At 46.6% G+C, this 24,974-nt stretch carries 24 protein-coding genes; 11 read left to right on the forward strand and 13 right to left on the reverse strand.

Annotated features, from left to right (window positions below):
• Positions 1–396 precede the first annotated feature (396 nt).
• Together IX31_RS20860 and IX31_RS20865 are read left to right on the forward strand one after the other, a co-directional pair.
• Positions 397–987 carry a YbhB/YbcL family Raf kinase inhibitor-like protein gene (locus IX31_RS20860; protein ID WP_051880793.1) on the forward strand — a complete coding sequence of 197 codons (591 nt, stop codon included), beginning with the start codon at positions 397–399 and terminating at the stop codon, positions 985–987.
• Positions 977–1,789: a DoxX family protein gene (locus tag IX31_RS20865; protein WP_051880797.1), complete on the forward strand. Its 813-nt coding sequence runs from the start codon at positions 977–979 to the stop codon at positions 1,787–1,789. The genes IX31_RS20860 and IX31_RS20865 overlap by 11 nt, the downstream gene beginning before the upstream one ends.
• 49 nt (positions 1,790–1,838) lie before the next feature.
• Here IX31_RS20865 and IX31_RS20870 read toward each other — a convergent pair whose 3' ends face one another.
• From IX31_RS20870 to IX31_RS20885, 4 genes are all read right to left on the reverse strand, one after another.
• Positions 1,839–2,618, reverse strand: coding sequence for a glycine betaine ABC transporter substrate-binding protein (locus IX31_RS20870; protein ID WP_072009491.1), 780 nt, complete (start codon positions 2,616–2,618; stop codon positions 1,839–1,841).
• Positions 2,619–3,136: 518 nt separating this feature from the next.
• Entirely contained in the window at positions 3,137–3,535 is a 399-nt protein-coding gene (locus IX31_RS20875) for a VOC family protein (protein WP_034461551.1), read from the reverse strand.
• A gap of 2 nt (positions 3,536–3,537) precedes the next feature.
• The gene (locus tag IX31_RS20880) at positions 3,538–4,713 is read right to left on the reverse strand and encodes an MFS transporter (RefSeq protein WP_034461552.1); all 1,176 of its coding nucleotides are present in this window, start codon (positions 4,711–4,713) and stop codon (positions 3,538–3,540) included.
• Between the two features lie 114 nt (positions 4,714–4,827).
• Positions 4,828–5,739: a LysR family transcriptional regulator gene (locus IX31_RS20885; protein WP_034461553.1), complete on the reverse strand. Its 912-nt coding sequence runs from the start codon at positions 5,737–5,739 to the stop codon at positions 4,828–4,830.
• 102 nt (positions 5,740–5,841) lie between these two features.
• Between IX31_RS20885 and IX31_RS20890 the strand changes: the two genes are divergently transcribed.
• Genes IX31_RS20890 through IX31_RS20900 form a run of 3 tightly spaced genes read left to right on the forward strand, consistent with a single transcriptional unit; the run spans position 5,842 to position 8,103 of the window.
• Positions 5,842–6,948 (forward strand): alkene reductase, encoded by a 1,107-nt coding sequence (locus IX31_RS20890; protein ID WP_034461554.1) that lies wholly within the window; start codon positions 5,842–5,844, stop codon positions 6,946–6,948.
• A gap of 3 nt (positions 6,949–6,951) precedes the next feature.
• Entirely contained in the window at positions 6,952–7,671 is a 720-nt protein-coding gene (locus IX31_RS20895) for an SDR family oxidoreductase (RefSeq protein ID WP_034461555.1), read from the forward strand.
• A 15-nt stretch (positions 7,672–7,686) separates the two neighbouring features.
• Complete coding sequence (locus IX31_RS20900; RefSeq protein ID WP_198528586.1) at positions 7,687–8,103, forward strand: ester cyclase; 417 nt, start codon at positions 7,687–7,689, stop codon at positions 8,101–8,103.
• 589 nt (positions 8,104–8,692) lie between these two features.
• Here the strand turns inward: IX31_RS20900 and IX31_RS20905 are convergent.
• The 6 genes from IX31_RS20905 to IX31_RS20930 all read right to left on the reverse strand — a co-directional run bounded on the left by IX31_RS20905 (position 8,693) and on the right by IX31_RS20930 (position 12,962).
• Entirely contained in the window at positions 8,693–9,100 is a 408-nt protein-coding gene (locus IX31_RS20905) for a hypothetical protein (RefSeq protein WP_034461557.1), read from the reverse strand.
• 67 nt (positions 9,101–9,167) lie between these two features.
• The gene (locus tag IX31_RS20910) at positions 9,168–9,605 is read right to left on the reverse strand and encodes a hypothetical protein (protein ID WP_034461613.1); all 438 of its coding nucleotides are present in this window, start codon (positions 9,603–9,605) and stop codon (positions 9,168–9,170) included.
• A gap of 50 nt (positions 9,606–9,655) precedes the next feature.
• A complete protein-coding gene (locus IX31_RS20915) occupies positions 9,656–10,192 on the reverse strand; it encodes a DUF4339 domain-containing protein (protein WP_034461558.1) in 537 nt (178 codons plus the stop codon).
• Between the two features lie 43 nt (positions 10,193–10,235).
• Positions 10,236–10,946: a DeoR family transcriptional regulator gene (locus IX31_RS20920; protein ID WP_034461559.1), complete on the reverse strand. Its 711-nt coding sequence runs from the start codon at positions 10,944–10,946 to the stop codon at positions 10,236–10,238.
• A 241-nt stretch (positions 10,947–11,187) separates the two neighbouring features.
• The gene (locus IX31_RS20925) at positions 11,188–12,006 is read right to left on the reverse strand and encodes a DUF932 domain-containing protein (protein WP_034461560.1); all 819 of its coding nucleotides are present in this window, start codon (positions 12,004–12,006) and stop codon (positions 11,188–11,190) included.
• A gap of 92 nt (positions 12,007–12,098) precedes the next feature.
• Positions 12,099–12,962 carry a GTPase family protein gene (locus IX31_RS20930; protein WP_034461561.1) on the reverse strand — a complete coding sequence of 288 codons (864 nt, stop codon included), beginning with the start codon at positions 12,960–12,962 and terminating at the stop codon, positions 12,099–12,101.
• A gap of 539 nt (positions 12,963–13,501) precedes the next feature.
• On the opposite strand from IX31_RS20930, the gene IX31_RS20935 reads away from it, so the two are divergent.
• Both IX31_RS20935 and IX31_RS20940 read left to right on the forward strand, forming a co-directional pair.
• The gene (locus IX31_RS20935; RefSeq protein ID WP_034461562.1) at positions 13,502–14,692 is read left to right on the forward strand and encodes an SIR2 family NAD-dependent protein deacylase; all 1,191 of its coding nucleotides are present in this window, start codon (positions 13,502–13,504) and stop codon (positions 14,690–14,692) included.
• Positions 14,689–16,512 (forward strand): ATP-binding protein, encoded by a 1,824-nt coding sequence (locus IX31_RS20940; RefSeq protein WP_034461563.1) that lies wholly within the window; start codon positions 14,689–14,691, stop codon positions 16,510–16,512. Before IX31_RS20935 ends, IX31_RS20940 begins: the two co-directional genes overlap by 4 nt.
• A gap of 100 nt (positions 16,513–16,612) precedes the next feature.
• Here IX31_RS20940 and IX31_RS20945 read toward each other — a convergent pair whose 3' ends face one another.
• On the reverse strand, positions 16,613–17,851 hold the full coding sequence (locus IX31_RS20945; protein WP_034461564.1) for an IS110 family RNA-guided transposase: 1,239 nt from the start codon (positions 17,849–17,851) through the stop codon (positions 16,613–16,615).
• Between the two features lie 501 nt (positions 17,852–18,352).
• Here IX31_RS20945 and IX31_RS20950 point away from each other — a divergent pair.
• Positions 18,353–19,207, forward strand: a complete 855-nt coding sequence (locus IX31_RS20950) for a hypothetical protein (protein WP_034461565.1) — start codon at positions 18,353–18,355, stop codon at positions 19,205–19,207.
• 482 nt (positions 19,208–19,689) lie between these two features.
• On the opposite strand, the gene IX31_RS20955 is transcribed toward IX31_RS20950, so the two are convergent.
• Together IX31_RS20955 and IX31_RS20960 are read right to left on the reverse strand one after the other, a co-directional pair.
• Positions 19,690–20,277: an inovirus Gp2 family protein gene (locus IX31_RS20955; protein ID WP_241767211.1), complete on the reverse strand. Its 588-nt coding sequence runs from the start codon at positions 20,275–20,277 to the stop codon at positions 19,690–19,692.
• Positions 20,278–20,309: 32 nt separating this feature from the next.
• A complete protein-coding gene (locus IX31_RS20960; RefSeq protein ID WP_034461567.1) occupies positions 20,310–22,094 on the reverse strand; it encodes a hypothetical protein in 1,785 nt (594 codons plus the stop codon).
• Positions 22,095–22,205: 111 nt separating this feature from the next.
• Here IX31_RS20960 and IX31_RS20965 point away from each other — a divergent pair, with 111 nt between their 5' ends.
• From IX31_RS20965 to IX31_RS20975, 3 genes are all read left to right on the forward strand, one after another.
• Entirely contained in the window at positions 22,206–22,418 is a 213-nt protein-coding gene (locus IX31_RS20965) for an AlpA family phage regulatory protein (protein WP_241767212.1), read from the forward strand.
• A gap of 25 nt (positions 22,419–22,443) precedes the next feature.
• Positions 22,444–23,970 carry a YfjI family protein gene (locus tag IX31_RS20970; protein ID WP_034461569.1) on the forward strand — a complete coding sequence of 509 codons (1,527 nt, stop codon included), beginning with the start codon at positions 22,444–22,446 and terminating at the stop codon, positions 23,968–23,970.
• Positions 23,971–24,293: 323 nt separating this feature from the next.
• On the forward strand, positions 24,294–24,974 hold the full coding sequence (locus IX31_RS20975; protein WP_034461571.1) for an inovirus Gp2 family protein: 681 nt from the start codon (positions 24,294–24,296) through the stop codon (positions 24,972–24,974).

Here is a 24,974-nt window from a genome sequence, read left to right on the forward strand (position 1 = left end):
AAACGCAGTCTCGGCAGAAGACGGATTTAAATTTTCGGAATGGAAAAAGCAAATGGGCCAGTTGCATGCACAACCAATGCCCAGAGAAAATCAGTGCGTGACAAAGGAGACTACGGCCGAAGATATTCTTACATGACATTTTTTAATTAAGCAGTTCATATCCCTTTTCAGAACTCTTTGGGTAAATAGGTTAAAACGCTATCGCCTATCGGCAGTTCTTACTTTTTGGGATTATAACGAACCTGAAAAAAACAAGCTCTACACCCCATAATTTAAAGTATATTATTCGTTTCAGGTGAATTATTTATTCAGTATTAATAGATAGCAGAACAAAGCCATCCAGCGTTATAAATATATTCCTCACTTGTATTTTAGTTGGATATTTATGGGGGACGAATGAGGTTCAGTAAAAAAGTAATGATAGCAACGTTGATTCTGTGGACTGGGGTATCATCAGCAACGGGATATGCTGCCAGACAGACGTTGAGAAGTTCGGTTTTGCATAATGGTGAAAATATCTCTGTTGATTTAATGGCAAATGATTTCGGATGCAAAGGGAAGAATATCCAGCCTGAATTATCATGGCAATCGTCCCCTGAAGGGACACGCAGTTATGCCATCACTTTATACGATAAAGATGCTGATACAGGCAGTGGTTTCTGGCACTGGATGTTAATTGATATTCCCGCAGCACGCAATTATCTCTCACGAAATGAAATACCGGATGGCGCAACAATAAAAGAAAATGATACCGGCAAGCGCAATTATCTCGGTCCTTGTCCTCCCGTGGGAAAAGTCCATTCTTATATTTATACACTACACGCTCTTGATGTTGAAAAACTCGATGTACCGGATAATTCAACCGCACCACTGACCGGATATTTTATTAATCAACATACACTTGCCACATCCACTCTTACACTCAAAGTTGTCAGAAATCAGAGACCTTTAGTATTTCTTAACAGGCGGCAAATAAATGAAAGCTAAAATTTATCATTTAACCTTTATTACCGGGCTGATTTCTTTTATTGCATCGGTGACATATCTGAATCATTACGACGGGACATGGTCTGCAATCGTGATGGTTTTGTTTTCATTCCTGATCCCATTGACAGCACTCTTATGGCGTAAAAACCGCCTGATAAGTTTTATGTTAACGTTGTTCTTTACGTTGATTGTCGTGCGAAGTGCCGATCAGCATGACTGGTCACGGGTGAGTTGGTTAACCGCCATCACATTCATTCCTCTCCTGCTTCAGGCTATCATTGTTTTCAGGGAGGGGATTCGCCAATACGGTCACCAGGAGGTCGCACTCTCCTTTTTAAGAATGTTTGTTGGATTTAATTTCCTGACGCATTGTACTGAAAAACTGTTTTTGTCGCATCATGATGCCGGTCTGGTTGGTTTCTTTCAGAATGTCGTGGGTATGCATACTTTCGGTACCGTGCTCAGTGAAAACGTTGCAGTTACAATGATTATTCTCGGTGGGCTCGCCGAACTCACAGCAGCAGTATCGATTGGTTTCGGTTTTCTGACCCGTTCTGGCGCTTTTATTGCAGCAATTTATCTTATTGCGGCCGAGTTAATGAGTGGACATTTTGGTATCGGTTACACGTGGATGATGCCAGGTGGCGGCTGGGAGTTTCCCTTCTTTTATTTTATGGTCACTATTCCGTTTTTACTGCCTAATTCCGCAGGTAAATTGTCACTGGATTTCGAATGGAAAACGGCGTTCCAGCCCATCATTAATCTCTTCTCGGGCGTTGATGCCAGTTTAAAATACCGCTAATTAAAGACAGTTTGCAACGGCGAGCCTGCTCGCCGTTTCCCACAACAGGCTATTCCTGATAGTGGTGTTGATGCCAGATTTCAGCGGCCTGACTGGGTGTTTTATTTTGCCGGCAGATGAGATAATCCAGCTCGCTGATGACGGTATTACCGGGTGATAAAGCCTGAAGCTCAGCAAGTAACTGGGGTTCGAATGTCTCTGTTATCGATTTGGACGCTATCAGCGTAGCTTCATCCTGTCCGCCAAGTAACCCTTTTGGCTCTTCTAATGCCCGGATGGTATATCTGTGATGCAGGAACTGCGGATGCCACAAGGGAATAACGAGCCAGCGCTGTTCGCTGACAGCCTGCTCAAAAGTGCTGTAGCACGCCGATTCACTGCCATTTTCAAAATAATAACCGGAATCGGAAAGTTGATATTCCTCGATCATTGTACGAGAAAAACGGCTGATCCCGGCCCCCGGGTTAATACCCAGGATCCGTTTTTCCATTTTTAACAGGACATCGGGTCTGAGTAAGTCTTCAACAGAGGTCACATCGCTGACGGGGACATAATCAGGGACTCCCCATATACAGTAAGGATGATACAGGACTGTTAATTTAACCGTATTATCCTGATAAGGGGCCAGATAGACATCGTGGCTGGCAGGGAGCCAGGCTGAAATGAGCATGTCCACTTCTCCTTTCCCATAGCGCTTAAACATCTCTTCATGAGGGCTGGCTGTCATTTCAACCTGCCAGCCATATTTTTCAAATACAGTACAAACCAGCGCTGCACTGGCCGCGTGGAAACTTAAATCAATATGACCGATACGAAGTGTTTTTTTCATGCTCGTCCTCAAAGGAATAGAGTGGGATAAAAAAAACGCTATGCTGTATTAGCCATAGCGTAAAAGTAACATTTCTGTTACTACGTCGAACTTTAATACTGGGGCGCGGCTGAATGATATTTTTGATTCAGTATGCGGACTCACGGGAACCATCACCAACAGAGCAAATCCGCTCTGGTCTTTATCACTGTGTAGAACCCAATATAACTATCACAGCAGTGATGCCTGTTAATTTATAGTAAGAGACAGAATGTCTTATTAATGCCATTAAAATCTCAGGTTATAAAATAGCGTAAATCGAACCGCTTAAAAATAATGACTGAACGATAAGACTTATCTTTCAAAAGTGAAAATAAGCGGGATAACTGGCCCCCAATTTGCCCGTTATCCCTGCACAGTTGTATTTTGGTTCGCTATCCTGCCGTAATGCCTGCCAACGGATACCACCATAAACCGGGCGCTGACAGTAGAGTGACATGCGTACAGATCCGAACTGCTTCAGAAAATGGCATTGTCCTTCAGGTTGATTCCGGTACAGGTTCACTGAACACCGCTTCTACTAACTGCCCTCCGGGGGCTCGTAAAAAAACTCGCCGCTCCTGAATATCAGCCAGGTCCATCAGGGAATAATGTATCCCAAGACCCTGGAGTTTTTCCCGAAAGGCACCGTAACCTTCGAGATGAAATGCCACATGGTCAATACTCTCTTTTAACGCCGCAGCGGGTAACGGGTACCCTTCATCGTCCGCAGGAATAATATGCACCAGCGGTTTTTCCTGCGCATATAACCAGTAACCGGGAATGCGGTTGCTGATAAGACCGGGGCGCACCCCGGGCTGTAAATCAAAGACTGCGATAAAAAAGTCTCGCGTGGCGTCCATGTCACTGCTTCGGAATGTCGCATGGTCGATGTACATAGTTACCTCGCGGCCTGGACTTTCAGGCCAGTGTTACGACGGTTAAACAGCACAAACGCAATGCCGGCCACAGGGATCAGTATCGCCACCCACGGAATACCTGCCGCGCCGAGGGCACTGTCGACGGTCAGACCACCGATAATCCCACCCAGTGCATTCGCCAGGTTAAAGGCAGAGATATTAGCGGTACCCGCCAGTTCCGGTGCAGTGCTGCCATGTTTCAGTACGCTCATCTGTAATGGCGGGACATTACCGAATGAGGCAATGCCGAACAGGAACGTCGCCACCATAAACAACCAGTAATGGCTGCTGACCAGGCCAACAACAATCAGTGACACGACCATTAGGACCGGCCATAAAAGCTGCGCCTGGCGCAGGTTGCGGTCCGCCGTCATCCCCCCGATATGGTTACCCACCACCAGACCAATACCCACCACAAACAGCAGTACGGTTAACGCCTGTACGCTGTAACCTGCCACCTGCTCTGCCAAGGGTGCAATGTAACCATACAGCGTCATAAAGCCCGTCCAGCACAGAACGGTAATCGCAAGGCTTGCCAGTAACGGGCCATGACGGAATACCGCCAGCTGCTGACGCACACTCTTACCCGGCTCAGGAGGCTGGCGCTGAATGGTCAGCATAATAGCAACCAGCGCCACCGCACCCAGGGCGGAGACAACATAAAACGTCACGTTCCAGCCGAAGATATTGCCAATCCAGGCACCGAACGGCACACCCAACACGTTTGCCAGCGTCAGCCCGGCAAACATTTGCCCCACAGCGCGACCCGCAAGATCCTCTGCCACCAGTCGCGTTGCGACCACCGCACCGATACCGTAAAACGGCCCCTGTACCAGGCCCGCCAGCACCCGGCTGACCAGCAGCACCGAATAACTGGTGGATAAGGCGCTGACTAGGTTGGCGGCAATAAACATCACCATCAATCCGGCCAGGACATTACGTTTTTCAAAACGGGCGAGCCACAGCGTCAGCACCGGCCCACCGATTACAATCGCCATGGCGTAAGCGGTGATCACATTTCCCGCCTGACCGTCGGTGATATTGAGGGTGTGCGCCATGGTGGTGAGTAATCCGGCGACAACAAACTCGGCGGTGCCAATAGCAAAAGCGGATAAGGTCAGTATCCAGACCTGTAATGGAATACGCTGCGATTTCATAAGTGACTCTGACAGATGAATGATGAGAGTCATTCTGGGCTAAAGAATCACTTTTGATAATTATAGTAATATTGAATGGATTATTTTATTTTTATGAATAAACCTGTTGCCGGATCATTCATTATCCAGCCAGTTGATGAAAAACTCGCTGAACGCCGTCACCTGCAAGGGCTGAAAACGGCGTTGCGGGTAGACAAACTGGAGGCCAACCTGTTTTTTGTCATGGCGACTGAAACCGATAAAGGTGTCGGCAAATAAGACGATGAGCCGCCCCTGTTCGACATCGCGCTTCACATCCCACCATGATTTGCTGGCGATACCCGCCCCGGCCAGCACCCACTGGCGCAGCAGGGCACCATCATCACATACCATGGCAGGCGTGACCCGCACTGTGGAGGGCACATCATGCTCTTCAAAACGCCACTCGTTCATCGGCGAGCCGCGCTGCTCCATCACCAGGCAACGATGCCCGTGCAGGTCATCCGGATGCACAGGTTTCCCATGTGTTTCAAGGTAGCTTTTTGACGCAACCAGTACACGGTGATTGGGGCGGATAAATTTCGTCACCAGATTGCTGTCCGGGAGGTTGCCGAAACGCACGCTCATGTCCAGACGGTTGGCAATCAAATCCACCACACTTTCACTCAGATAGACAAAGCTTCTGACTTCAGGATGCAGGCGGGAAAAATCGAGCAGTGCGGCCGAAAGATACTGTCGGCCAAAATCTGATGGCGCTGAAATACGCAGGCTGCCACTGAGCATCCCGTCTTTCTGTGTCAGTTTCGACTCGGCCTGCGCCATTTCCTCCATCACGCGAAGTGCGGCGTGGTAAAAATCCTCACCGGCGCGTGTCAGTGCAATTGCCCGGGTGGAACGATTAAACAGCCGGGTCTGATAGCGTTCTTCCAGTGCCTTTAACCGGGCCGTCATGGTGGCAGGAGAAAGATTCATCCGCCGTCCCGCTGCGGCCAGTCCACCCGCCTCCACGACTTCCACCAGTAACGTCATATCTTCAAACTTGCCCATTATTCCGTTTTCCTGAAAATAGAATCAGTTATTCCCGCCATTATCAAAGCGACGCGCAGGACGTAAAGTCAAGCCATAATTGACCTCCCTGGAGAACAGAACATGCAACAACACCCTCTTTTTGAAACCACACAGATTGGCCATCTTGAGCTAAAAAACCGTATTGTGATGGCGCCGATGACCCGTGCACGTACCGCGCAGCCGGGCAATATCCCCACTGCACTGATGGCGGAGTATTACCAGCAACGCGCCGGTGCAGGTCTCATCATCACCGAAGCGACGCAGATTTCTCCGCAGGGTCAGGGTTACTCCTGGACGCCGGGTATTCATTCCGCTGAACAAATCGCAGGCTGGCGTCTGGTGACCGACGCGGTCCATAAAGTGAACGGCAAAATCTTCTCTCAGTTGTGGCATGTGGGGCGTATGTCTCATGAAAGTTTTCACCCGGACGGCAAGCCTGTTGCCCCTTCAGCGTTGTCGCCGGAGGCACAGGTGTGGGTAGTCAACAGCGAAGGTGTGGGTGAAATGGTTGACTGCCCGGTCCCGCGTGAGCTGACCCATGGCGATATTCAGCAGGTGATTGCGGATTACCGCCAGGCGGCCATCAATGCTATGGAAGCCGGATTTGACGGTGTGGAAGTCCACGGTGGCAACGGGTACCTGATTGACCAGTTCCTGCGTCGCTCCTCGAATAAACGGACCGATGAATACGGCGGCAGCCTGGCAAACCGCGTACGTTTCGCTCAGGAAGTGCTGGAAGCCATCAGCGACGCCATTGGTGCAGAGCGCACCGGTATTCGCCTGGCGCCATTTATCACCCAACGTGGCATGGACGACCCACAGGCCATCGAAGCGATTCTGGCGCTGGCGGCCTGGTGTGAAACAAAGGGCATCGCCTTTATTCATCTGGCTGAAGCTGACTGGGATGATGCACCGCAGGTGCCTTATGAGTTCCGTGAAACCCTGCGGGCAACCTTCAGCGGCGCCATTATTGTGGCGGGGAATTACACGCGTGAAAAAGCCGACAAACTGCTGGCGGCGGGTGTGGTGGACCTGGTGGCCTTCGGTCGCCCGTTTATTGCCAACCCCGACTTCCCGCGCCGTCTGAAACAAAACCTGCCGCTGGCAGAGATGGGCAATCCGGCGACACTGTTTGGCGGTACTGAAGTCGGTTATACCGATTATCCGTTCCTGACGACTGAGGTCTGAATCATGACACAACGCACACTCATTATTGGTGGTGCTACCGGTATTGGTTTCGCCGTGGCACAGCTTCTGGCAACCCGTGGGGAGCATATTATTCTTGCCGGTCGCCATCACGATAAACTTCAACATGCCTGTCAGCAACTTCAGACAACCGGTGCGACAGCGGAAAGCCTGGTACTGGATATCGCCGATGAAGCGCAACTTGAGCGCCTGGCCCGGATGCTTGAACCGGTGGACAACATTGTGGTGACGGCGGGCTCCCAGGCGCCGGGTGGCGCATTCACCACCCTGGATTTGAAGACCGCAAAACAGGCGTTTGATACCAAATTCTGGGGCAGTCTGGCGGTTGCCCGTTATCTGAGCGGGAAAATTAAACCCGGTGGAACACTGACCCTGACCAGCGGTTTTCTTGCCCGTCGTACCGTTCCCGGTACCCTGGTGAAAACCACGATGAATGCGGCTCTGGAAGCTGCAGTGAAAATGCTGGCAAAAGAGTTATCTCCTCTGCGCGTTAACGCCATCAGTCCGGGACTGACAGATACTGAAGCCTATGCAGATATGGCACCGGAAGCACGTGAACAGATGCTGGCGCGGGCGGCAGAAAATCTACCGGCCAAAAGGTATGGTCGTGCAGAAGACCTGGCAAAAGGGTATCTGTTTGTCATGGATAACCCCTTTGTCACCGGCTCGATAGTGGATATTGAGGGTGGGGCCCTGATTAATTAACCCGGAGAAATGAAGATGACTCACCTGGATGTGGTTAAAGCTTATTTTAAATATTGTGTCGACGGAAAAGATGTCGAACGCGTGAATGAATTTTTTGATGAAAACGTGGTGATTCATCGTCCTGACTGCCCCGGGCCACTAGTCGGTCTTGAAGTTTTTAAAAAAGGGCTGCGCGAGAATGTGACCGACCGCTATGAAGCCATTGTGACGACATTTCAAAAAGAGGTTGTTGCTGACGACCAGGTTGTTGTCGCCCTGACTCATGTGGCGACAGGATCTAATACGTGGAACGGTTTTGACGTCAGTGGCAGGGATGTCACCTGGACCAGCCTGACCTATTTCAGGTTCAATACGTCCGGCAAAATTGTTGAGGAAATAGTGGAGCGCAATGAATTAAATATGGCGCGTCGGTTAGAACTCGTTGATTTTTAATCGGTAAGCTATAAGAGAAATACAGGGGCTGTTTTATGTGAAATGGTAAAGCAGCTCTTTTTTTGCTACTGCAGATATGTACATTTTTCTTATTGAATACACACATGCACAAGCATCCGTCCTGGATAACAAAACGATTAATCTGGCCCAAGTCCTGCAGTGCATGTGATTTGCTCCCATAACTCAAGATACCTCGATATAAGGATGCATTCCGAACTTCCGGTTTTCGCTCTCAGCAGACTTTATAACCAGAAGCGGATACATTTACCTGAAGATAGAAACTAACCACTGCGTTCGTCGTTCTGAACTGCCAGGGCTATCGGTGGATATTAAGCGACAAAAAAAGAAAACCCCGACTGCCGGAGGTAATCAGGGTTATTAATGTCATCAGTGCAGAACCCGCTACCAGTAAAATGTGAATGTATTGGTTGAATTTCATATTTTCCGTATGGAAAGTTAGCGTATTTTCTTTTTCTTACTCAGTCGTCGTTAACGACGAAACTGGCTCAGACATCACGCACGCCTTAAATGCAAAAGCCCCTGTTGCGTGAGCAACAGGGGCATTGTTTATTTTGTGTCGATGACGGTATCAGTATCCGGTTTTAACTTTGTACATCAGCAACGTTTTGCTGCCCCGGACAATCTTCACATACAGGGCGTTATCCTTCGCACCACGCACAAAGCTGGCCTTCACATCACCCTGACAGTCACCGCCATCGTAGGGCACATTAATGCCGGTCTCGTGTACCAGGTCGATAACACCAAAATTATTATCAGCACAGGCAGTGCCCGGCCAGTCCTGAATCAGTGCAAATTTATGGTCGTCACTGACGGCGGTCAGCGAGCAGACGGAGCTGTTGATATCGTTTCCCTGACACCAGTACGACTCGCCCGGATTATCTTTATCCATCAGGTGTTCGGGTAACTGTGTTGCGCCAGCAGTGAAAGCGGTAAGAGACAGCACAATGGAGGATACTGCAGTCATCATTCTGAACATGGTTTACTCCCTGAATCATCAGTGGCGTATGGCTGCGCAGATTTGTTCTGCACCAGTCATGGCTTAATTAAAAACGCTTATAGCGGAACAGCTCTTTGCCCTGGTACAGCACCACCAGGTCGTCGTAATCCGGTTTTTTGTGGTTGGGCATAAAGGTGGCAATAGTTCCGGGACGACACAGGTCTTTTACAGAGACGCCGAATTTCTGGTCCGGGGTGATTGTGAAACCTTTTGACGCTTCATCGCGCCGGATGCTTATCCAGCCCCACAACCCACCCTCGCAGTCTTTAAGCGGCGCGGAACGCACGGTTACCATTCCACCGTTGCGGTCAGCAAACATAGCTTCACATTTCCCGGTGACCTGCCGGTGAGCATCACACCAGAAAATATTGCCACTGTTGTTATTCACCGCAGCGGGCAACACCCGGTTATAGGGCGCAGCCTGCACTGTGGCGCAGGTCAACAAACTGCCTGCTATCAGCAGCGTTCTGAACAGTTTTTTCATAATGATTTCCTTAAAAGAGAAGCCACCGGTTGAAGGCTGGTGGGAATACATCAGGCCACCAGCGTCAGGAACAGCATCACCAGCCAGACCCAGAAGTAAGTGGGTTTCTGTCCCAGTGATTTCGCCCGTCGCCAGAGATAGAACGGCACCAGCCACGCCAGCTTGCCGAAGGCTGCGGTATCCACCCCGGCCTTACGCAGGCGTCTTTCATCCAGGTAACCCAGGGCGATATTGAGCAGCAGTGTGATAAACCAGTACTGCCCACCCGATACGGCGTCATAGGCTTCCTCAAATGCCATCCCATTCAGTCCCGCCGTCCACAGCTCAAGCGCATAGCCTATGAACGGGGCAAAGGCCAGTGTCCAGACGACACCGCCCGGAATACGGTGCCCCGGAAGAGCAGGCGGTGTGATGCACTGTGCCAGCGCAGTCACCAGCGGGGTGGCGGATAAGGGTTGCCAGTCGGCCATACCTGGTTGCCACACCAGTGTGAAGGCGGTAAGTTCGCCGCGTTTAATGCGTGCCGCCATTTCTTCTTCGCTGATACCGTCGTGACGGATACCATTTTTCTCGTAATGCCAGTTCATGATTCTCCTTATCTCTGAAAGACCGGTGCAGGCCGGATGTTGATTAAGCAGCACTGTCCGCTGAGCCCCTGCCAGGAGAGGTCAGGAACAGGGCTTCGCGAATGACACTGAAGTGAGGAAGTGCGCGAATAAAAGCAGCCTGACTGGTTAGCTGGCTGATGGTTTTTCTGGGTGTAAAAGTCATATCCAGCACCGTGACGGCGTGAATGTCCGTCAGCGGATGGACCGTGACATGCCCTCGTAACTCACCGGCGAGATACCAGCAGCCAGCCAGGGAAATCAGACGGTATGGAGCCAGGCTCTCACTGCGTTGCCCCTCGCCCAGCAGCGTCACCCGCTGTCGGGAAGTAATGGCACTGACGAGCCGGTAAAACACCAGTGAGCCGGAGGGACTCACCCCGTGTGGCAGTTGCCACACCAGACAGGGTGCATCATCCGACGCCAGCAGGGCACTGACCAGTCTGCGGTCAAAGCCCGGGAAGGCATCAGCGAGCCCGGTGCGGTGAGCAAAGGTCAGCACATCCAGTTCACCCTGCGCACCGTTACCTCCGGTACGCAGGCGACAGAGGCCCTGACGGTACTCCAGGTCCAGATACATCAGCCGCTCACGAAAATCCCGCCGCAGGGTGCGAACCGACACCCCGAACTCGGTGGCAAGCTTCGTCACGCTCAGAGTTTCGCCCGCCACCAGACGACCGATGATGAGTGACAGTCTGACCGCCAGCCGGTCATGGCGACGCTCTGCCTGTGTCATGGAATATTCTCCGTGAAGATTAACTGACTGAAATTAATGTGATTACTTTACAGAGGGGGCCGGACAGGGAATGGACACTGTGGGAACTATTTTTTGCATTTGCCCATGCGAGGACGGGCGCGGTCCACAGCAGTATCAGACTGTTTTATAAACAGCCCCTGATAGAATTAATGGACAGGTGGCGTCCATTGTTAACATGGCGATAACAATGCCGGGGTTGCGGAGAGTACAATTCGCTCTGTTAAAGCTGCTCAAGCAGGGTTTCTGCCATCACCCACAGGGCACGATTAAGCTTCACATCGCCATCGATACCACGTACCGCGCGGGTATGAGTCCGTCCACCTTTTGCACTGCGACCACTTAACCCGCCCTTAATCAGGTTTTCCTGGATACGCTGATAGGTGGTCCACAGGTCATCACTGTAATCCTCGTAACGACGGGGAGTCAGAACCTGCGCCTCGGTTACTGGCTGGTGGTCCTCGCCAAAGCGGTAAGTGATTGCGGCTTTCGCCAATGCCTGACGGGCCGAAGGTGGCAGCATCAGCGACTGCATGGCATCGCGCTTTTCCTCCACCCGGTCAAAAATCCCCAGCACTTCATAGGCTCCTTCAATCACCTGACTCACCACGTCTCCCTTGTGTGGAACGCGCACCTCGCCAAAGGTCTCACCACAAATCAGCCCATTCTGGCAAACCTGGCGAAATAACCCCGGCAGCATCTGGTACGAACTGGAGCCATCGTGAGAATTCAGCAGAATGATTTCTGGCACCTGCTTGCCGGTAATTTGCCCCTCACGGCGCAGACGCAACATATGTTTGGTGTGCTCCCGACGTTCCGGGTCACGAACCCGGGTCTGACAGGCAAAGAACGGCTGAAAGCCTTCGCGCTGCAGACTGTCGAGCAGTGTAATGGTCGGGATATACGTATATCGTTCACTGCGGGATTCGTGTTTGTCTTCACTGAAGACACTGGGTACCGTGCGGAACAACTCCTCCCGGGTTAACGGACGGTCACGACGGATAACATTTGCTGCGCCAAAGCGCGAAGCCAGACGGGTCATAAGAAGACTCCTCAAGATGGAAGAATTAAGACAAAAAAGCCCTGCCACGCAATCGCGGCAGGGCTCAGGTACAAAGCGTTAAGGGGGGATATTCAGAAGAAGAAATTCCAGACGGCACGGGCGACCGATACAACGGTGTCGCGTACAGCCTGAATGATGGTCCGGACCGGGGCTGGTATCAGCGGCATAGAACTAACCGTATCCAGTAACGTACCTACCGTCTCACCAAAATCGTCGCGGGCCTTTTTATTAACGGCATCGGTACGAAACGGCGCACTGAGTTGTACCGCCACGGGGCTACTGGCCTCACGGGGAAGGCTGCGAATCATCCGCTCTGCCATCACTCGCAGTCCCCACTGCAGACGTACTGACACTGCACAGACCGGATTTACAGGCTGAAAGAGTTCATGCAACTGGCAGATTTTACGGCTGATGTTTTGTTTCTGCTCTGTGGACAGTTTTTCGCCACCGTTGCCAGGTTCGACCTTATCTGCCTGGCTGATAACAAACAGCACCTTATGCCGGTATGCCCCGCCAATCACCTGATGATAAAAATGCTCATCCACGGACAGCGCACGGTCATCGGCCTTAATCAGCCACAGCACCAGATCGAGGTGCGTCAGTTGCTGGCGATACATCGCAGCATATTCTGCATCACGACTTTCGCTTTCACCGACACCGGGCAGATCTACTATGGTCATAAATCGTTCGCCAACTTGCAGGCGAAAGCGCAAAGGTTCGCGTGTGCAGGCGCTCACATCGCTGACCGGAGAGATTTTTCCGGCAAACAGCGCATTACAGAGTGATGATTTTCCCGACCCGGTTTTCCCCATAATGCCGATAACGGGCTCGTATTGTGTTAACTGACGAATCTGTTGCATAACTCGCGCGCAGGCCCATTCCGGTAAACCGGTAAGTGAACGATGCAGCGAATGCAAACCATCCTGATTTCTCATGACATCTCCGAGATAAAGAAAACAAAAACAGCGAACTCTTGCTGATTCGCTGTAAATGCGGTGCGTTCAGGAAGATGATATCTATCTGAAATTACTTAGAATACATGCAGATTGGTCAATATTATTCAGTGATTGAGCCGTTTTGAGATTCAATTGAGTTAGCTCAGACCTGATCTCGGCACTTTTATGGTGCAGAGCTTGACCTGAACTGACGGGCTGCTCTGTGTTAAGGGGGAGATTCCTTACGTCTTGTCTTGCCCTCTTGGCAGTCTATTAATACTTTAAATACACTTAGTTTTCGTATCTAAATGCCGACATCGCGTGTAATTCGGGTTAATTTTTTGTCGCTAGCACAGCTATCAGTTTTACCTATAACTTGTTGTAAACTTGAAAGAAAAAATGTAGTTTATGTACATTAAATCTACAAAGACAGGTAAGTTTGTGATCAAGTTCGGGCTGCCTCGTTGAATAAGCGTTAAAGCATACTCACGTATGTGTTTGATTCTGTATCCCAAACCTCAATAAATGAAGAGACCTTTATGGAAGAATTTGATAATAGGTTGGAAAACATAAAGCAGCTTTTAAGTTCTCCAAGTAGACAAAGCTGGCTTTTTGGCGCAGGGATAAGTTTCGGTTCAAAAATACCTTTAATGTATCCATTGACCAGTCGCGTTGAGCGAATTATCGAAGAAAATTCCGGGGGCAAAGAAAAAGAAATCTTAGCTGTTTTAAAAGCAGATCTCTCTGATGACTGCCATGTTGAGCACTACTTGAGTCATTTGGGTGATCTTTTAGCTATTGCTGATCGTTCAAGGAACCAGTCGGCATATATTGGCGCTAATAGTTATACCAGTGAAGAGCTAAGGCGACTGTATCTAGAAATTATCAAGGCTATCGGCGGGATTGTCAGATACGGATACGTTGCTGCTAATGCTAATCGCGCGATAGAGGAGGAGATAGGTAGCGCAGCAAACCCAATTGTTGAAATAGAACCTCATTATAAGTTTATAGAGGCATTATTGATCAGCAAATCAAATCTAGAACAACGTTCAAAAACTACATTTTTTACTACTAATTATGATACTTTGCTTGAAGACGCCTTAGCTCTACACAAGAAAATAGTATGTGATGGCTTTTCAGGTGGAGCTGTAGGTTTTTGGAATGCCGAAAGCGCGTTCTCGAATGCAGCGATAGATTCAAATACATACCATCTATATAAATTACATGGCTCGATAGATTGGCACAGGGATGATGACTTAGGTCTAGTGCGCGCAAGATATGGAACTAAATACTTGTCAAACCCCGCAAATATAATGATTTACCCTCAGGCAACAAAATATGTTGAAACACAGAAAGATCCATTCGCCAATTTATTCCTAGGTTTAAGAAAAACCTTAATGAGTGTGCAGCAAAATACATTAATTACTTGCGGTTATAGTTTTGGCGATGACCATATTAATTCTGAAATAGAAAGTGCATTGCGAAGTGAGTCCAACCAAACAACGGTTATTGCATTTATTCAAGAATCACCAAAAGATGGGGTTGTTATTAATAAGACTTTAGACGCTTGGCTGAGATGTCCGAAAATTAGTTCTAGAGTGTACGTCGCAGGTGAATTGGGTATTTACCATAATTCAACAACTCCCTTAGCTGAATCTGATGCTAGCAAATATTCATGGTGGCGCTTTGATGGCTTAACGCAGTTCATCAGTACAGGGGAAGTTTCATGAGTAATATATTTCAATCACGAAAAGAACTAAAGGTAGGTAAAGTTATTGAGGTGGCTGGAAATAATTTACGCATAGAGATCGATGATAGCGTTAATGAACTCATTCGTGCCGTTGATGGCCAAGTTTATCCTGTAGGACAAATGGGCAGTATCATTAAAGTACATTTTGGGAGAAAGCTGTTATTTGCTTTTGTTCGGTCTCTTAAAATGAGATCTGAGTTGATTACTGAAGACCGTAACCAAATTATTAATGCAGCAGATGATGCTCGTATATTAGAGGCAGATCTCTTTGGTCAGGGTGTCTGGTCTCACAAGAATTCTCGACTTGAATTTTCTCGTGGCGTTGAAACCTACCCTTTGCCATTACAAAGCGCCTATATTTGCCTAAACGATGAGCTAGAGGCTGTTTATAAAGCAGCAGAATCAAATGCTCAAGATGAAACCATTACACCCATGGTTCCAATTGGGAATTATATCGGTGGCAACAATGCAGTATGCAGAGCGAATATTGATAAACTGTTTGGGCATCACTTTGCGATATTAGGTTCTACAGGTTCAGGGAAATCAGGAACAGTGGCATCAATTTTACATTCTGTTCTAGACCATCAGCCTAGTGACACGACGTTAAAACCAAGAATTGTCATGATTGATCCCCACGGTGAATATGCTAGTGCTTTTGGCAATAGGGCAAAAGTATTCCGCGCATACAATGATGCATCTGCAGTAGAGGATGAGGCAGAACTGTTGAAGTTGCCTTATTGGCTTATGTCCAGTGATGAGTTGAGATCCTTAATCATTGGTAAAACAGAACATGAAGCCACCTCTCAAAATAATATTGTTTATGAAGCAATCACCTATTCTAGATTGCTAGAGGCGGGTTACGTGCAGGATGTAGGTGCTGAACCAAACGGCGGAATAGAAGCTGCATTTGTTGATGGTGTAATTGAAGATCAGGTTTTGAATTTTGATAGAGATAAACCCGTCCCGTTCAAATTAGAGCAGTTTGTCAAGCACATAGACAAGGTTCAAGGGCGCAAAGAAGGGAAACAGGAAAAATTAGCTGCATCATCGGGTCGCGATAAAGTCGAAAACATACTTAAAAAACTCAAAGTCCTTCGCTCAAACCCCCAGCTTAGTTTTATGCTAAGAGAATATAGTGAAGCTGATTCTCCTAAGCTAAATGATATATTGAAGCAGTTTGTCGGTGAAGCAAATGGAAAAGATATTCGTATAATAGACATATCAGGCCTGCCAAATGAGGTGGCTGGACCATTAACTGCTTTAATATCCCGCCTTCTTTTTCAATACAAACTCTGGCAGACAAGGGAAGAAAGAGAGAAAGATCCTATATTATTTATCTGCGAAGAAGCGCACCGCTACGTGCCAAACCATGGTGAAGCACAATACAAAGAGGCTCAAGATGCTATACGACGGATTGCAAAAGAAGGGCGTAAATACGGACTAGGGCTGGGGCTTATTTCACAAAGACCATCTGATGTTGAAAGTACGGTTCTCTCCCAGTGTAACTCTTGGATAGTACTTAGATTATCGAATTCTAGTGATCAAGAACATGTCTCAAAGTTCTTGCCGGACAGTTTAAGCGGCTTAACTAAAATGTTATCAGCCCTTACAAGACGAGAGGCAATTTTTGTTGGGGAGGCCGCAGCACTTCCAAGCAGGATTAGAATTCGAGAGTTATCACCTGATAAATTACCAAATTCTAACGATATTAAATTCGCAAGCGGGTGGGCGAATGAGGCGACCCAAGAAGCTGGCTTGATGGAAGTCGTAAATCGATGGTGTGGAAATTCGGGTGAGTAATTCAATATTATCGGCTAGCAAAGCTCTAATAAGGTAATGTTATCGGACTCACTATAGGCGTTAGTGTCCGCTTCACGCCCTGAGACATTCGACAAGCTTGTTATGGCTTCAGTAAGGGCGACTGCCGCGCTTCGAGAGCCAGCAAATACTTTGCTTCATCGTACTGGGTTCTGGTCTTCCAGCAGCGGTAAATGATCCTGATCCATTTGAATGCCAGAGCCCGGATTGCAGATTGGTGAGATTTTCCTTTTTCTCTCAGTCCCTGATAATAAAGTCTGGCCCAGTATGATGAGTTAACCGTTTTGGCAGCCCATTCAACAAAGGTCTGTCTGACGAACTTGGCACACTGCCATCGCCAGTGAACCCAGGATTTCTGGCCACTTCGTTCTGTCACCGGTGCAATACCTGCGTAGTTTTGAATTTCTTCAGCGCTGTTAAACCGGTCACGGTTATCACCAAGTGCAGCAAGCATCCGTGGACCCATACACGGCCCCATGCCCGGAAGTGATTTGAATAGCCCCGCATCTGGCAATGTGTCAAACAGCGTTTCGATTCGTTCGTCATAGGTTTTGATGATTTCACTCACGACTTTAATTTGTGTCGCCAGTGCTGTTGCCATCAACTCATTAGCCTCTATAACACTCGGGTCTATAGTCAATGGGATCGCGTTATCAATACTCGCAACACGTTGCTCAGTAAGGGCCATTGCGCGGCCACCTTTGGCATTCAGAAAGTTGCGGATCGTGTCGCGCCTGGCTCGTTTCAGTTGTTGCAGACTGGGCCACCGGATAATCAGCTCACACAATAGTAAGCTACCCCGATGTGAGAACCACTCCAGGGGCTGAGGATAATACTGTTTAAGCGTGTTGATTATCCGGTTCACAAAACGGCGTTTATCTTCAACCAGTTGACGGCGTTGCTCAACCAGTTGCTGAAGTAAGCGAATATCCGCATTGTCGGGTTCAATGGCTTTTATCTTCTGGGGGTAACGCAGCATTAACTCTAATGCCAGCTCGGCATCCTGCGGGTCATCTTTAGCGCCGCTGGGCGAGAAGGCTTGCCGGTAACGAGCCAGGGACAAAGCGTGGACGGGGAAAACGGTGATAAACGGATATTTCTGAAGAGCATACACCACGGGACCTTTCTTCAGCTCAACGGCGATAGCGATCCTGCCTTTTACCTTCTGGTGTAGCTCGGTAAGCCAGACATCAAGCGCTTCTGCTGTATGTTCAATCACATGGAATACGCGTTCACCGTTTTTAAACTGAACACAGACATCGTGTTTTTTATCTGCCCAGTCCAGACCAACGTGCGCAGCAAATTGATTAGTCGCAGTCATCACCAACTCCTTTTTATCGGGGATTGGTATGCATTCCACGCTCTTCGAAAGAAATATAGTCAGCAGTTTATCTGCATGCCCTGAGTATTCGTTAGCGAACGTGGAGCACCTACTGGCTCGAAAGAAAAGCGGCGATCATCGCATGATTCTCGCTCAATATTCGTAACCAGTAAGCGCATACCCTGAATCACTTCAAAGTGTAATTCTCAGGGTGCGAATGACTATATCTCGCTCATAGCGGTCATTTAGTTCGCTCAGTGCCAGAAGCGGAAATTACTAACATCGGGATGTGTTAATCAACGGTTAGGAGGTCACTACTTGTATAAGTTATTATCTAAAAAATTATCGATTTCAGAAGAACTTGTTGAAATTTAGTCGCATCGCCGTTAAGTTGGCATTCAAATAAAACAAGGAGGAAGACACAGTTGCGTTCGACTTACCTTATTTCATTTCCTACAATACTGAAATCCCGGCTACAATTTTCCTGCAGGACAGAGAATAATGATATCAGAGATAGTTAAAGAATTAAGATTCAATAAGTTGTATATTATTAACATGCTGGGTGCTGATGACTTTAATACAGCCAACAAACTTTATGAAGATATCATGTATTACCAGAAAGCCGGAGTTATCGAATACCAGGAAATCAAAACTAGAACAGAATTGGATGATTTTCTGAAAGATCAAATCAGTCAAACAAGTAATGGACTTAGACCCATCTACCATTTTGAAAGTCATGGTAATGAAACCTTATCTAAGATTGGTGATAATGATCATATCACTTGGGAGGAATTGTCGTTACAGCTTAGCTTAATAAACCGAGATATGGATTATTCACCGGTTGTATTCATGGCGTGTTGCCATGGATTCCATGCTATTTCGGCTATAAACATACATGATGCCACGCCGTTCTATTATCTTTTTGGTCCGTACAGAAAAATCAGTGCAGGTGACCTACTATCATCAGCTATTATTTTCTACAAGAAATTATTTACAGAACCAAACATAGAAGATGCTATCGACGGTCTCCCTTCAGATATACGTGTTTACTGCGCTGAAACTTTTTTTACTCGGTTGCGCATTAGACATCTTGCCAACCAGCACATCGGGAGTAATTTACAAAAACATGCTGCGCGTCTTGCTGCACAACACTGTACAGAGAATATTTTTAATACTAGCAGGATGTCTTACAACGACGCTCTAATTTTCTTTATCATACAGTTAAACGACATGAAGTTATTGGAAGAGTATTACATTAAAAGCGCCCGAATTTTCCTTGGAGCTGAACCTGCTGTATCGTTTAGTGAAATATATAAAATTGCGGAACAACAATACTGTTCAGACCAAAATAGCTAATGCACAGGTACTATTGCGCTGAGAGCTGTCGTATACGGCGTGGTTACTCTCCTTCCGTCACTCAAGGCTCTTTTCTGATGGCATGAAATGGAGAAGGGTTTTAACAGGTTAACTGCTCCCGTTGATTCACACAGAACGCTGTTAGCAATGTCCGCAGATCGCTCACAGCAGACCTCTCGACTCTCCAGTAGACCTCTCCGTGCTGTGAGTTCAACGGGTCGATGCAACGCTGTCCCTAATTAACAGGGGACATTGCCAACTTAAATGCTGCAATCATCAATAAGGAACTTAGCTCTCAGACAATGGCATACCCGTAGCTACTAGCCCAAAAATGTATGTCCTGCTCTCTGAGAGCTGCTACGACCTGCTACATGTAGCATGTTGTAGCAGGGTATCGAGGTACATTATCGAATTTTTTACCGAGAAATGTATTAATTATGTTAATTGCCTGGGTGAGGACAAATACCTCACCCAGAGTGCTATTAGCAGGCTAATCCGCCTAAGCGTGGACACTGGCTTGTGCCAAAGTTGCGGTAACCGCTGTGGACATCCTTAGTCCTGGTTTTCGCCAGATACGCCAGTCGAATCAGGAAATCCCAGTAGATTTGGGTGCGATCCAGTGCATCAAATCTGCTAAATCTGTAAACAGCATTAGGTGGTAATTCAGCTAATGTCGCGTAATCTTCGTGAGCAAGCCCTATAGCACTACACCAGGCTTTTTGTATTCGGGTTGCCATATTTTTAGCATTGAGTTCTTGGTAATTGCCCAGGTACCCATACACATCTTCGTTAAATAACAACATCAGGTGATAATGGGGATGCTCCCCTGTATTGCGTTCTCTGCACCACACATAAGATGGTAATGTTGGAGTACCTGCTCTCCGGGAGCGTTTGTGATCCGCCCGTAACTGACTTTTCAGTGACTCGAAGAAGCGAGTGATTGCCTGCTCATAATCTCGCTGTAAGCACAGAAGTAGATCAGGATGGGACTGAGCAAATCTCAAATCGGTACGAATAGCCAGTACTTGGGAATGCTGCTCCAGCGTGCCGTAAACGATCTTACATTTCAATGCCTTAATCTCAGGTGAGGATGTATCATCTTTTATCCTCCTTCTCTTTCCTGAGATTTTGTTCGTCCCTCAATGATATTTGCCGTTAAGATAGCATTAGCTATTATTTCCCGTTTACGCTTACTCCCTTTCGCATTTGCTCTGAGGCTGGAAATATTAATCAATATCTCTCCAGGGAGTTTCAGATAGGATATGATGTAATCCAGATTGAGTATGCAGTTATATAGCGTAAATTCAGATAAATAGTTAACGAGATTTTTACTCAGTTCACGGACTGTAAGGATCTTTTCTTCTATAATTATCTCTGCTAGTGTTTTACTGCTGATATCCTCTTCAATGAGACTCATCCGTTTGATTATCTTTCCTAAGGCATATTCAACCTCATCCAAAACTCCAGAAATAGATTGTGGATGAACGGCATAAAAATCCAGCTCATTATAAACACTTATTCTGCGAACTATGTCGTTATACTGCTTTATAACATGCATTATTTCAAGGTTGTTTTGGTAATCCGTTAATAGAAATGCTGGAGTGTTCCCTTCAGGATACCCTACAACATAATCGATAAAAACACTTTGATAGGAGTGAATAATATTCACATCTGACAAAATTTCTCCATTTTTTATACCTTTACCTTTTGATTTTATTTTTAGAGCAACTTTAATTATGCCGAAGGCTGCAGGAAGATAGCCAAAAGGTAAGGAATTATATGAAATATCGTTAAGTAAACGGTCTGCTTCTTGTAAATTATTAATGCAAATGCAATGAATTATTTTAGAAAAAATAAAATAAGCACCAAGCATATCTGCATTTGAAGCATTTTTAAGGTTAACCATCAACTCGACTAAGTCCAATTCTGTAAAGACTTCACCATCATGAGAATTAAAAACGATATCCCAAATGACTTGAACATCCAGCCATTCTTCTTTCTCTATGGCTATAGAAACAGGTTTAATTGTACTTTTTTGAAATTCATTTAAAAGATTGCCTAATAGTCTTTCATCGAATTTTTTTGATTTATAAATGTACTGACATAATGCTGTATAATAGTTGTCATTCATACCTTCTCCCAGTCGAAGGTATCGATAAGAACAGGAAAGGTGTTTTACCAGACTAGCTTTCCGTTCAAATGCCAGCAGGGTATCAAGCGATAAGTAGGCCGTTTTAAGCTTCTTCAGCTTGTCTTTACTCTCGTCGAAATCTGCTTCCTTTAAACAACCTTCATAAGTTTTAATACAATCGTTTATTTTTAATATCAACCATGAGTGAATCTGACCATTATTTTTTCTGATGCCTCTGATGCATTCATAAATGGGATAAAGGTTTTCCTTGTGAGTAAATCTAAGTTCACCGATGTATTCCCTTAAATAGTTCTTAACGCCCGCAAAGGTATCTCCTTCACAATCTTCCTGTCCCGGGCAATGTTTACTCAATAAAAAATGATGGATATGGTAGTAGAATCCGTATTCATTATCAGGTGTGAATGTTTTATACACATCAAGTGCTACGAATGAAGGTAGTGCAAACTGGAGATATCGTTCGGTCACTTGCTCTCTGCTCAGCGGGGTGAACACAGGGTAAGACATTATTTGATTATAAAACATTTCGTATTTATAAAAAAAACCTCGCCGTTGCTCTTCACTGAAGACTCTATCTTCGTCAATTATTTCTATTATTTCATTATAGCGCTGATTAAAAAATGCCTGATGCCGCCAAAAACTCCCATAAGCACGTATGTCCCGCTGTTTACTCCCTTCCCTGAATACCCCAAAAACCTGACATAAGTCGTACATCAAATTTGCAAATGCATGTTCCACAGAACTCCCTCCGTTTGGTTTCCATTTTTCTGCGCGGACAGTATCCCAGATGACATGGCAAAGTTCGAGGACTGCCAAAGATATCTGATAGGAAAACTGGAAATGTCAAATATGAGTGAAGCAAAAGGCCAGACATTGCGCATCCTGCGCATGCCAGAAGTGACAATGATGCTCGGGATATCACGCTCGAGTATCTACGAAAAATTGAATCCGAAATCCAAGTACTACGATGCTGATTTTCCTAAGCCGATCCGGCTTGGGGCTGCATCTGTCGGCTGGCGCTCTACTTCTCTAGACGAGTGGATCGCCTCTCGGGTGGTTTAATTTTTTTCTCAACAAGGAGTATGTAATGAAACTTACACATAAAAAAAATGAAAATCCAGATGTGAATCTGGATGTTAATGCGATTTTGATTTTCATCCAGCAAATTTTATTTTTCCTATGCGGAAAAACTAAAGCCTCTGTTGAGCTTGCATTTTCCACCATTCTGGCAAGCATGGCTCTGGCCTGTCAGGATATGTATGATGTTGAAATCGTTGATGGTGTTATCGTACCCGTGTCGCATTTCCATATAAGCCTGGCAAGATCGGGAAGCAAGAAAACCACGGTATACAGACTAGCAATGGCGCAAATTCATCAAATTGAGCATGAACTGGCGGAGGCATTTTCAGCCAGTCTGGATGAGTACAAACGACAATACGTGCTCTGGGATGAAGAATGTAAAAGCCTTAAGAAATCGCTTCAGAAAGCGATACGTCAGAAAGACGGAATAGAAGAAGCCAGACGCGAACTGGAGGAATGTCTTAAAAATGAACCTGTAAAGCCTGTGAGAGTGCATTTGACGGTAACAGATCCTACACCGGAAGCGCTTCTGCAAGAAATGGCTGATTACTCCTGTATGGGTATCACTTCTGATGAGGGAAGTGCTCTGTTTGAAAGCATCATGCGCCGTAAGATAGCAATTGTTAACAGCCTTTGGTGTGGCGATAATTATCGGGTTAGCCGTGTGTCAACGGGCAGCTTCGAGATTAAGGATCCCCGGCTTGGCATGTTATTGATGATTCAGCCGGAACCACATGACAACATTCTGAAATCTCTGGCTAACAAAACAAGGGCAACGGGGGGAGATGCGCGTATTTTAAGAATGGATCTTACATTGCTCACGAGACTGATTGATATTAATGAACTTGTACCTGGCAATCAATCCGACCTTGATAAGTTTTATTCTATTCAGAAAAAACATATAGCTGCCGGGATTGAGCGAAGGAAAAAGAGTGAACCCCGCATCTGCATGGTTTTTGCCCCAGATGCAAAGACGCGGTTACATGATTTTGACAGGCACGTAAATCATCTGATGCAGCCAGAAAAAAAACTGTACCACTATAATGACTGGGGCGCCAGGTTCACTGAGCATACAGCCAGGATTGCTGCTGTGATGCAGTTATTTATTACCCCTGACTCAACAGTTATTACGCTGGAAACACTGGAAGCTGCACTGTTAATATCGGAATGGTACCTTAACCATTTTATTGTAAAAATGGATGCTGTCAGGGGGCCTTCCTATACTGAGATAGTTCTTGAATGGTTCGAAAATAATCTTGTCAAAAACGGATCTTATGATTTCTTAAGGCGTGAAATTATGCAAAAAATTCATCTTCCGCTCAGAAAAAAAGCTAACCTGATGCCTATTCTTGAACAGCTTTCTGACGAAAAAAAAGTTCAGTTATGGGAAGATGACAGCGGGACGCATTACGTCAGATATCTTGCTTCCAAAATGACGCCTTCAGAACTGGATGCAAAACTAAACATCCTGTCAGGAAGACCGGCGTATCACAGTAGTGGGAGCATATTTAGCAGCATCCCCCTGAAAGAATAACTTCAGAGTTATTTTTATTATTTCCCAATGAGTTGTTTTGGTATTAACCCCGGACAGGCTGCGGAATATATTGCTGTGAATAAAATCATTCTAGATTTTGATTGGTCGGTATATGTAATATATATCTGTTAACTATATATCAGTTAAATAACCAGCCCTATATATACCAGTAGCATATATCTGTTAACTATATATCAGTTAAATAACCAGCCCTATATATACCAGTAGCGATAATACATCTCTGCAAAGGGACCAGTACACCTAATTACCTGGGTAGCGTTCCGCTACCCAATATTCAATAAATTCTACCTGAAGAGCCTATTATGAAATCACCTTGTGAGTTATCTGAAAAAGAATTTGAATACCTGCGATTGGCAGCAGAGGATAAATATCAATCCCGGATATCAAACTATATGCTCCGTCGATCGCTTGCGGTGATATATGATTTTCTTAAGAAGAATAACCGCATATTCGCCGTGTTTGTTATCCTGAGATTTGCTCAGTCTCATGCTACCGATGAACCTGATTTACCGCTGTGCTTTCAGAAAGATGACGAGAAGGCTATCACCCGAGCCTTAGACTCCCTGAAAAGCCAGCTACGGGCTGAGCACCTGCGTTCAGGCAGGGCTGGTGAGCCTGCATTACCCGCTTATATCTGGGCCAGAGAACGTGACACCAGTGAACATCCCCACTACCACTTGGTTCTGTTGTTTGACAGAGAAGTCTATGCCTATCTGGGGAACTACACCAAACGTGATACTGATAATATGGCAACCCGTATTCAGAAAGCCTGGTGCAGTGCGATTGGGCTTGATTATCCCGACTACGCCAGTCGGGTTCATTTCCCGAAGAACCACAGTGCCAGGCTCACACGACACGACGCTTTAACGTTAAGTCCTGATTATTATGACTTCCTGCTACGAGTCGCTTACTTGGCGAAGTACAACACCAAAGACTTAAGTGACGGTTACCGGAACTTAGGTACAAGTCAGATAACGTCATAG

The organism is Buttiauxella noackiae, from assembly GCF_000737905.1.
Classification (GTDB): Bacteria; Pseudomonadota; Gammaproteobacteria; order Enterobacterales; family Enterobacteriaceae; genus Buttiauxella; species Buttiauxella noackiae.

Coding starts and splice junctions, on each gene's coding strand:
- IX31_RS20860 (WP_051880793.1), top strand. CDS start 397: ATGAGGTTCAGTAAAAAAGTAATGATAGCAACGTTGATTCTGTGGACT.
- IX31_RS20865 (WP_051880797.1), top strand. CDS start 977: ATGAAAGCTAAAATTTATCATTTAACCTTTATTACCGGGCTGATTTCT.
- IX31_RS20870 (WP_072009491.1), bottom strand. CDS start 2,618: ATGAAAAAAACACTTCGTATCGGTCATATTGATTTAAGTTTCCACGCG.
- IX31_RS20875 (WP_034461551.1), bottom strand. CDS start 3,535: ATGTACATCGACCATGCGACATTCCGAAGCAGTGACATGGACGCCACG.
- IX31_RS20880 (WP_034461552.1), bottom strand. CDS start 4,713: ATGAAATCGCAGCGTATTCCATTACAGGTCTGGATACTGACCTTATCC.
- IX31_RS20885 (WP_034461553.1), bottom strand. CDS start 5,739: ATGGGCAAGTTTGAAGATATGACGTTACTGGTGGAAGTCGTGGAGGCG.
- IX31_RS20890 (WP_034461554.1), top strand. CDS start 5,842: ATGCAACAACACCCTCTTTTTGAAACCACACAGATTGGCCATCTTGAG.
- IX31_RS20895 (WP_034461555.1), top strand. CDS start 6,952: ATGACACAACGCACACTCATTATTGGTGGTGCTACCGGTATTGGTTTC.
- IX31_RS20900 (WP_198528586.1), top strand. CDS start 7,687: ATGACTCACCTGGATGTGGTTAAAGCTTATTTTAAATATTGTGTCGAC.
- IX31_RS20905 (WP_034461557.1), bottom strand. CDS start 9,100: ATGTTCAGAATGATGACTGCAGTATCCTCCATTGTGCTGTCTCTTACC.
- IX31_RS20910 (WP_034461613.1), bottom strand. CDS start 9,605: ATGAAAAAACTGTTCAGAACGCTGCTGATAGCAGGCAGTTTGTTGACC.
- IX31_RS20915 (WP_034461558.1), bottom strand. CDS start 10,192: ATGAACTGGCATTACGAGAAAAATGGTATCCGTCACGACGGTATCAGC.
- IX31_RS20920 (WP_034461559.1), bottom strand. CDS start 10,946: ATGACACAGGCAGAGCGTCGCCATGACCGGCTGGCGGTCAGACTGTCA.
- IX31_RS20925 (WP_034461560.1), bottom strand. CDS start 12,006: ATGACCCGTCTGGCTTCGCGCTTTGGCGCAGCAAATGTTATCCGTCGT.
- IX31_RS20930 (WP_034461561.1), bottom strand. CDS start 12,962: ATGAGAAATCAGGATGGTTTGCATTCGCTGCATCGTTCACTTACCGGT.
- IX31_RS20935 (WP_034461562.1), top strand. CDS start 13,502: ATGGAAGAATTTGATAATAGGTTGGAAAACATAAAGCAGCTTTTAAGT.
- IX31_RS20940 (WP_034461563.1), top strand. CDS start 14,689: ATGAGTAATATATTTCAATCACGAAAAGAACTAAAGGTAGGTAAAGTT.
- IX31_RS20945 (WP_034461564.1), bottom strand. CDS start 17,851: ATGACTGCGACTAATCAATTTGCTGCGCACGTTGGTCTGGACTGGGCA.
- IX31_RS20950 (WP_034461565.1), top strand. CDS start 18,353: ATGATATCAGAGATAGTTAAAGAATTAAGATTCAATAAGTTGTATATT.
- IX31_RS20965 (WP_241767212.1), top strand. CDS start 22,206: ATGAGTGAAGCAAAAGGCCAGACATTGCGCATCCTGCGCATGCCAGAA.
- IX31_RS20970 (WP_034461569.1), top strand. CDS start 22,444: ATGAAACTTACACATAAAAAAAATGAAAATCCAGATGTGAATCTGGAT.
- IX31_RS20975 (WP_034461571.1), top strand. CDS start 24,294: ATGAAATCACCTTGTGAGTTATCTGAAAAAGAATTTGAATACCTGCGA.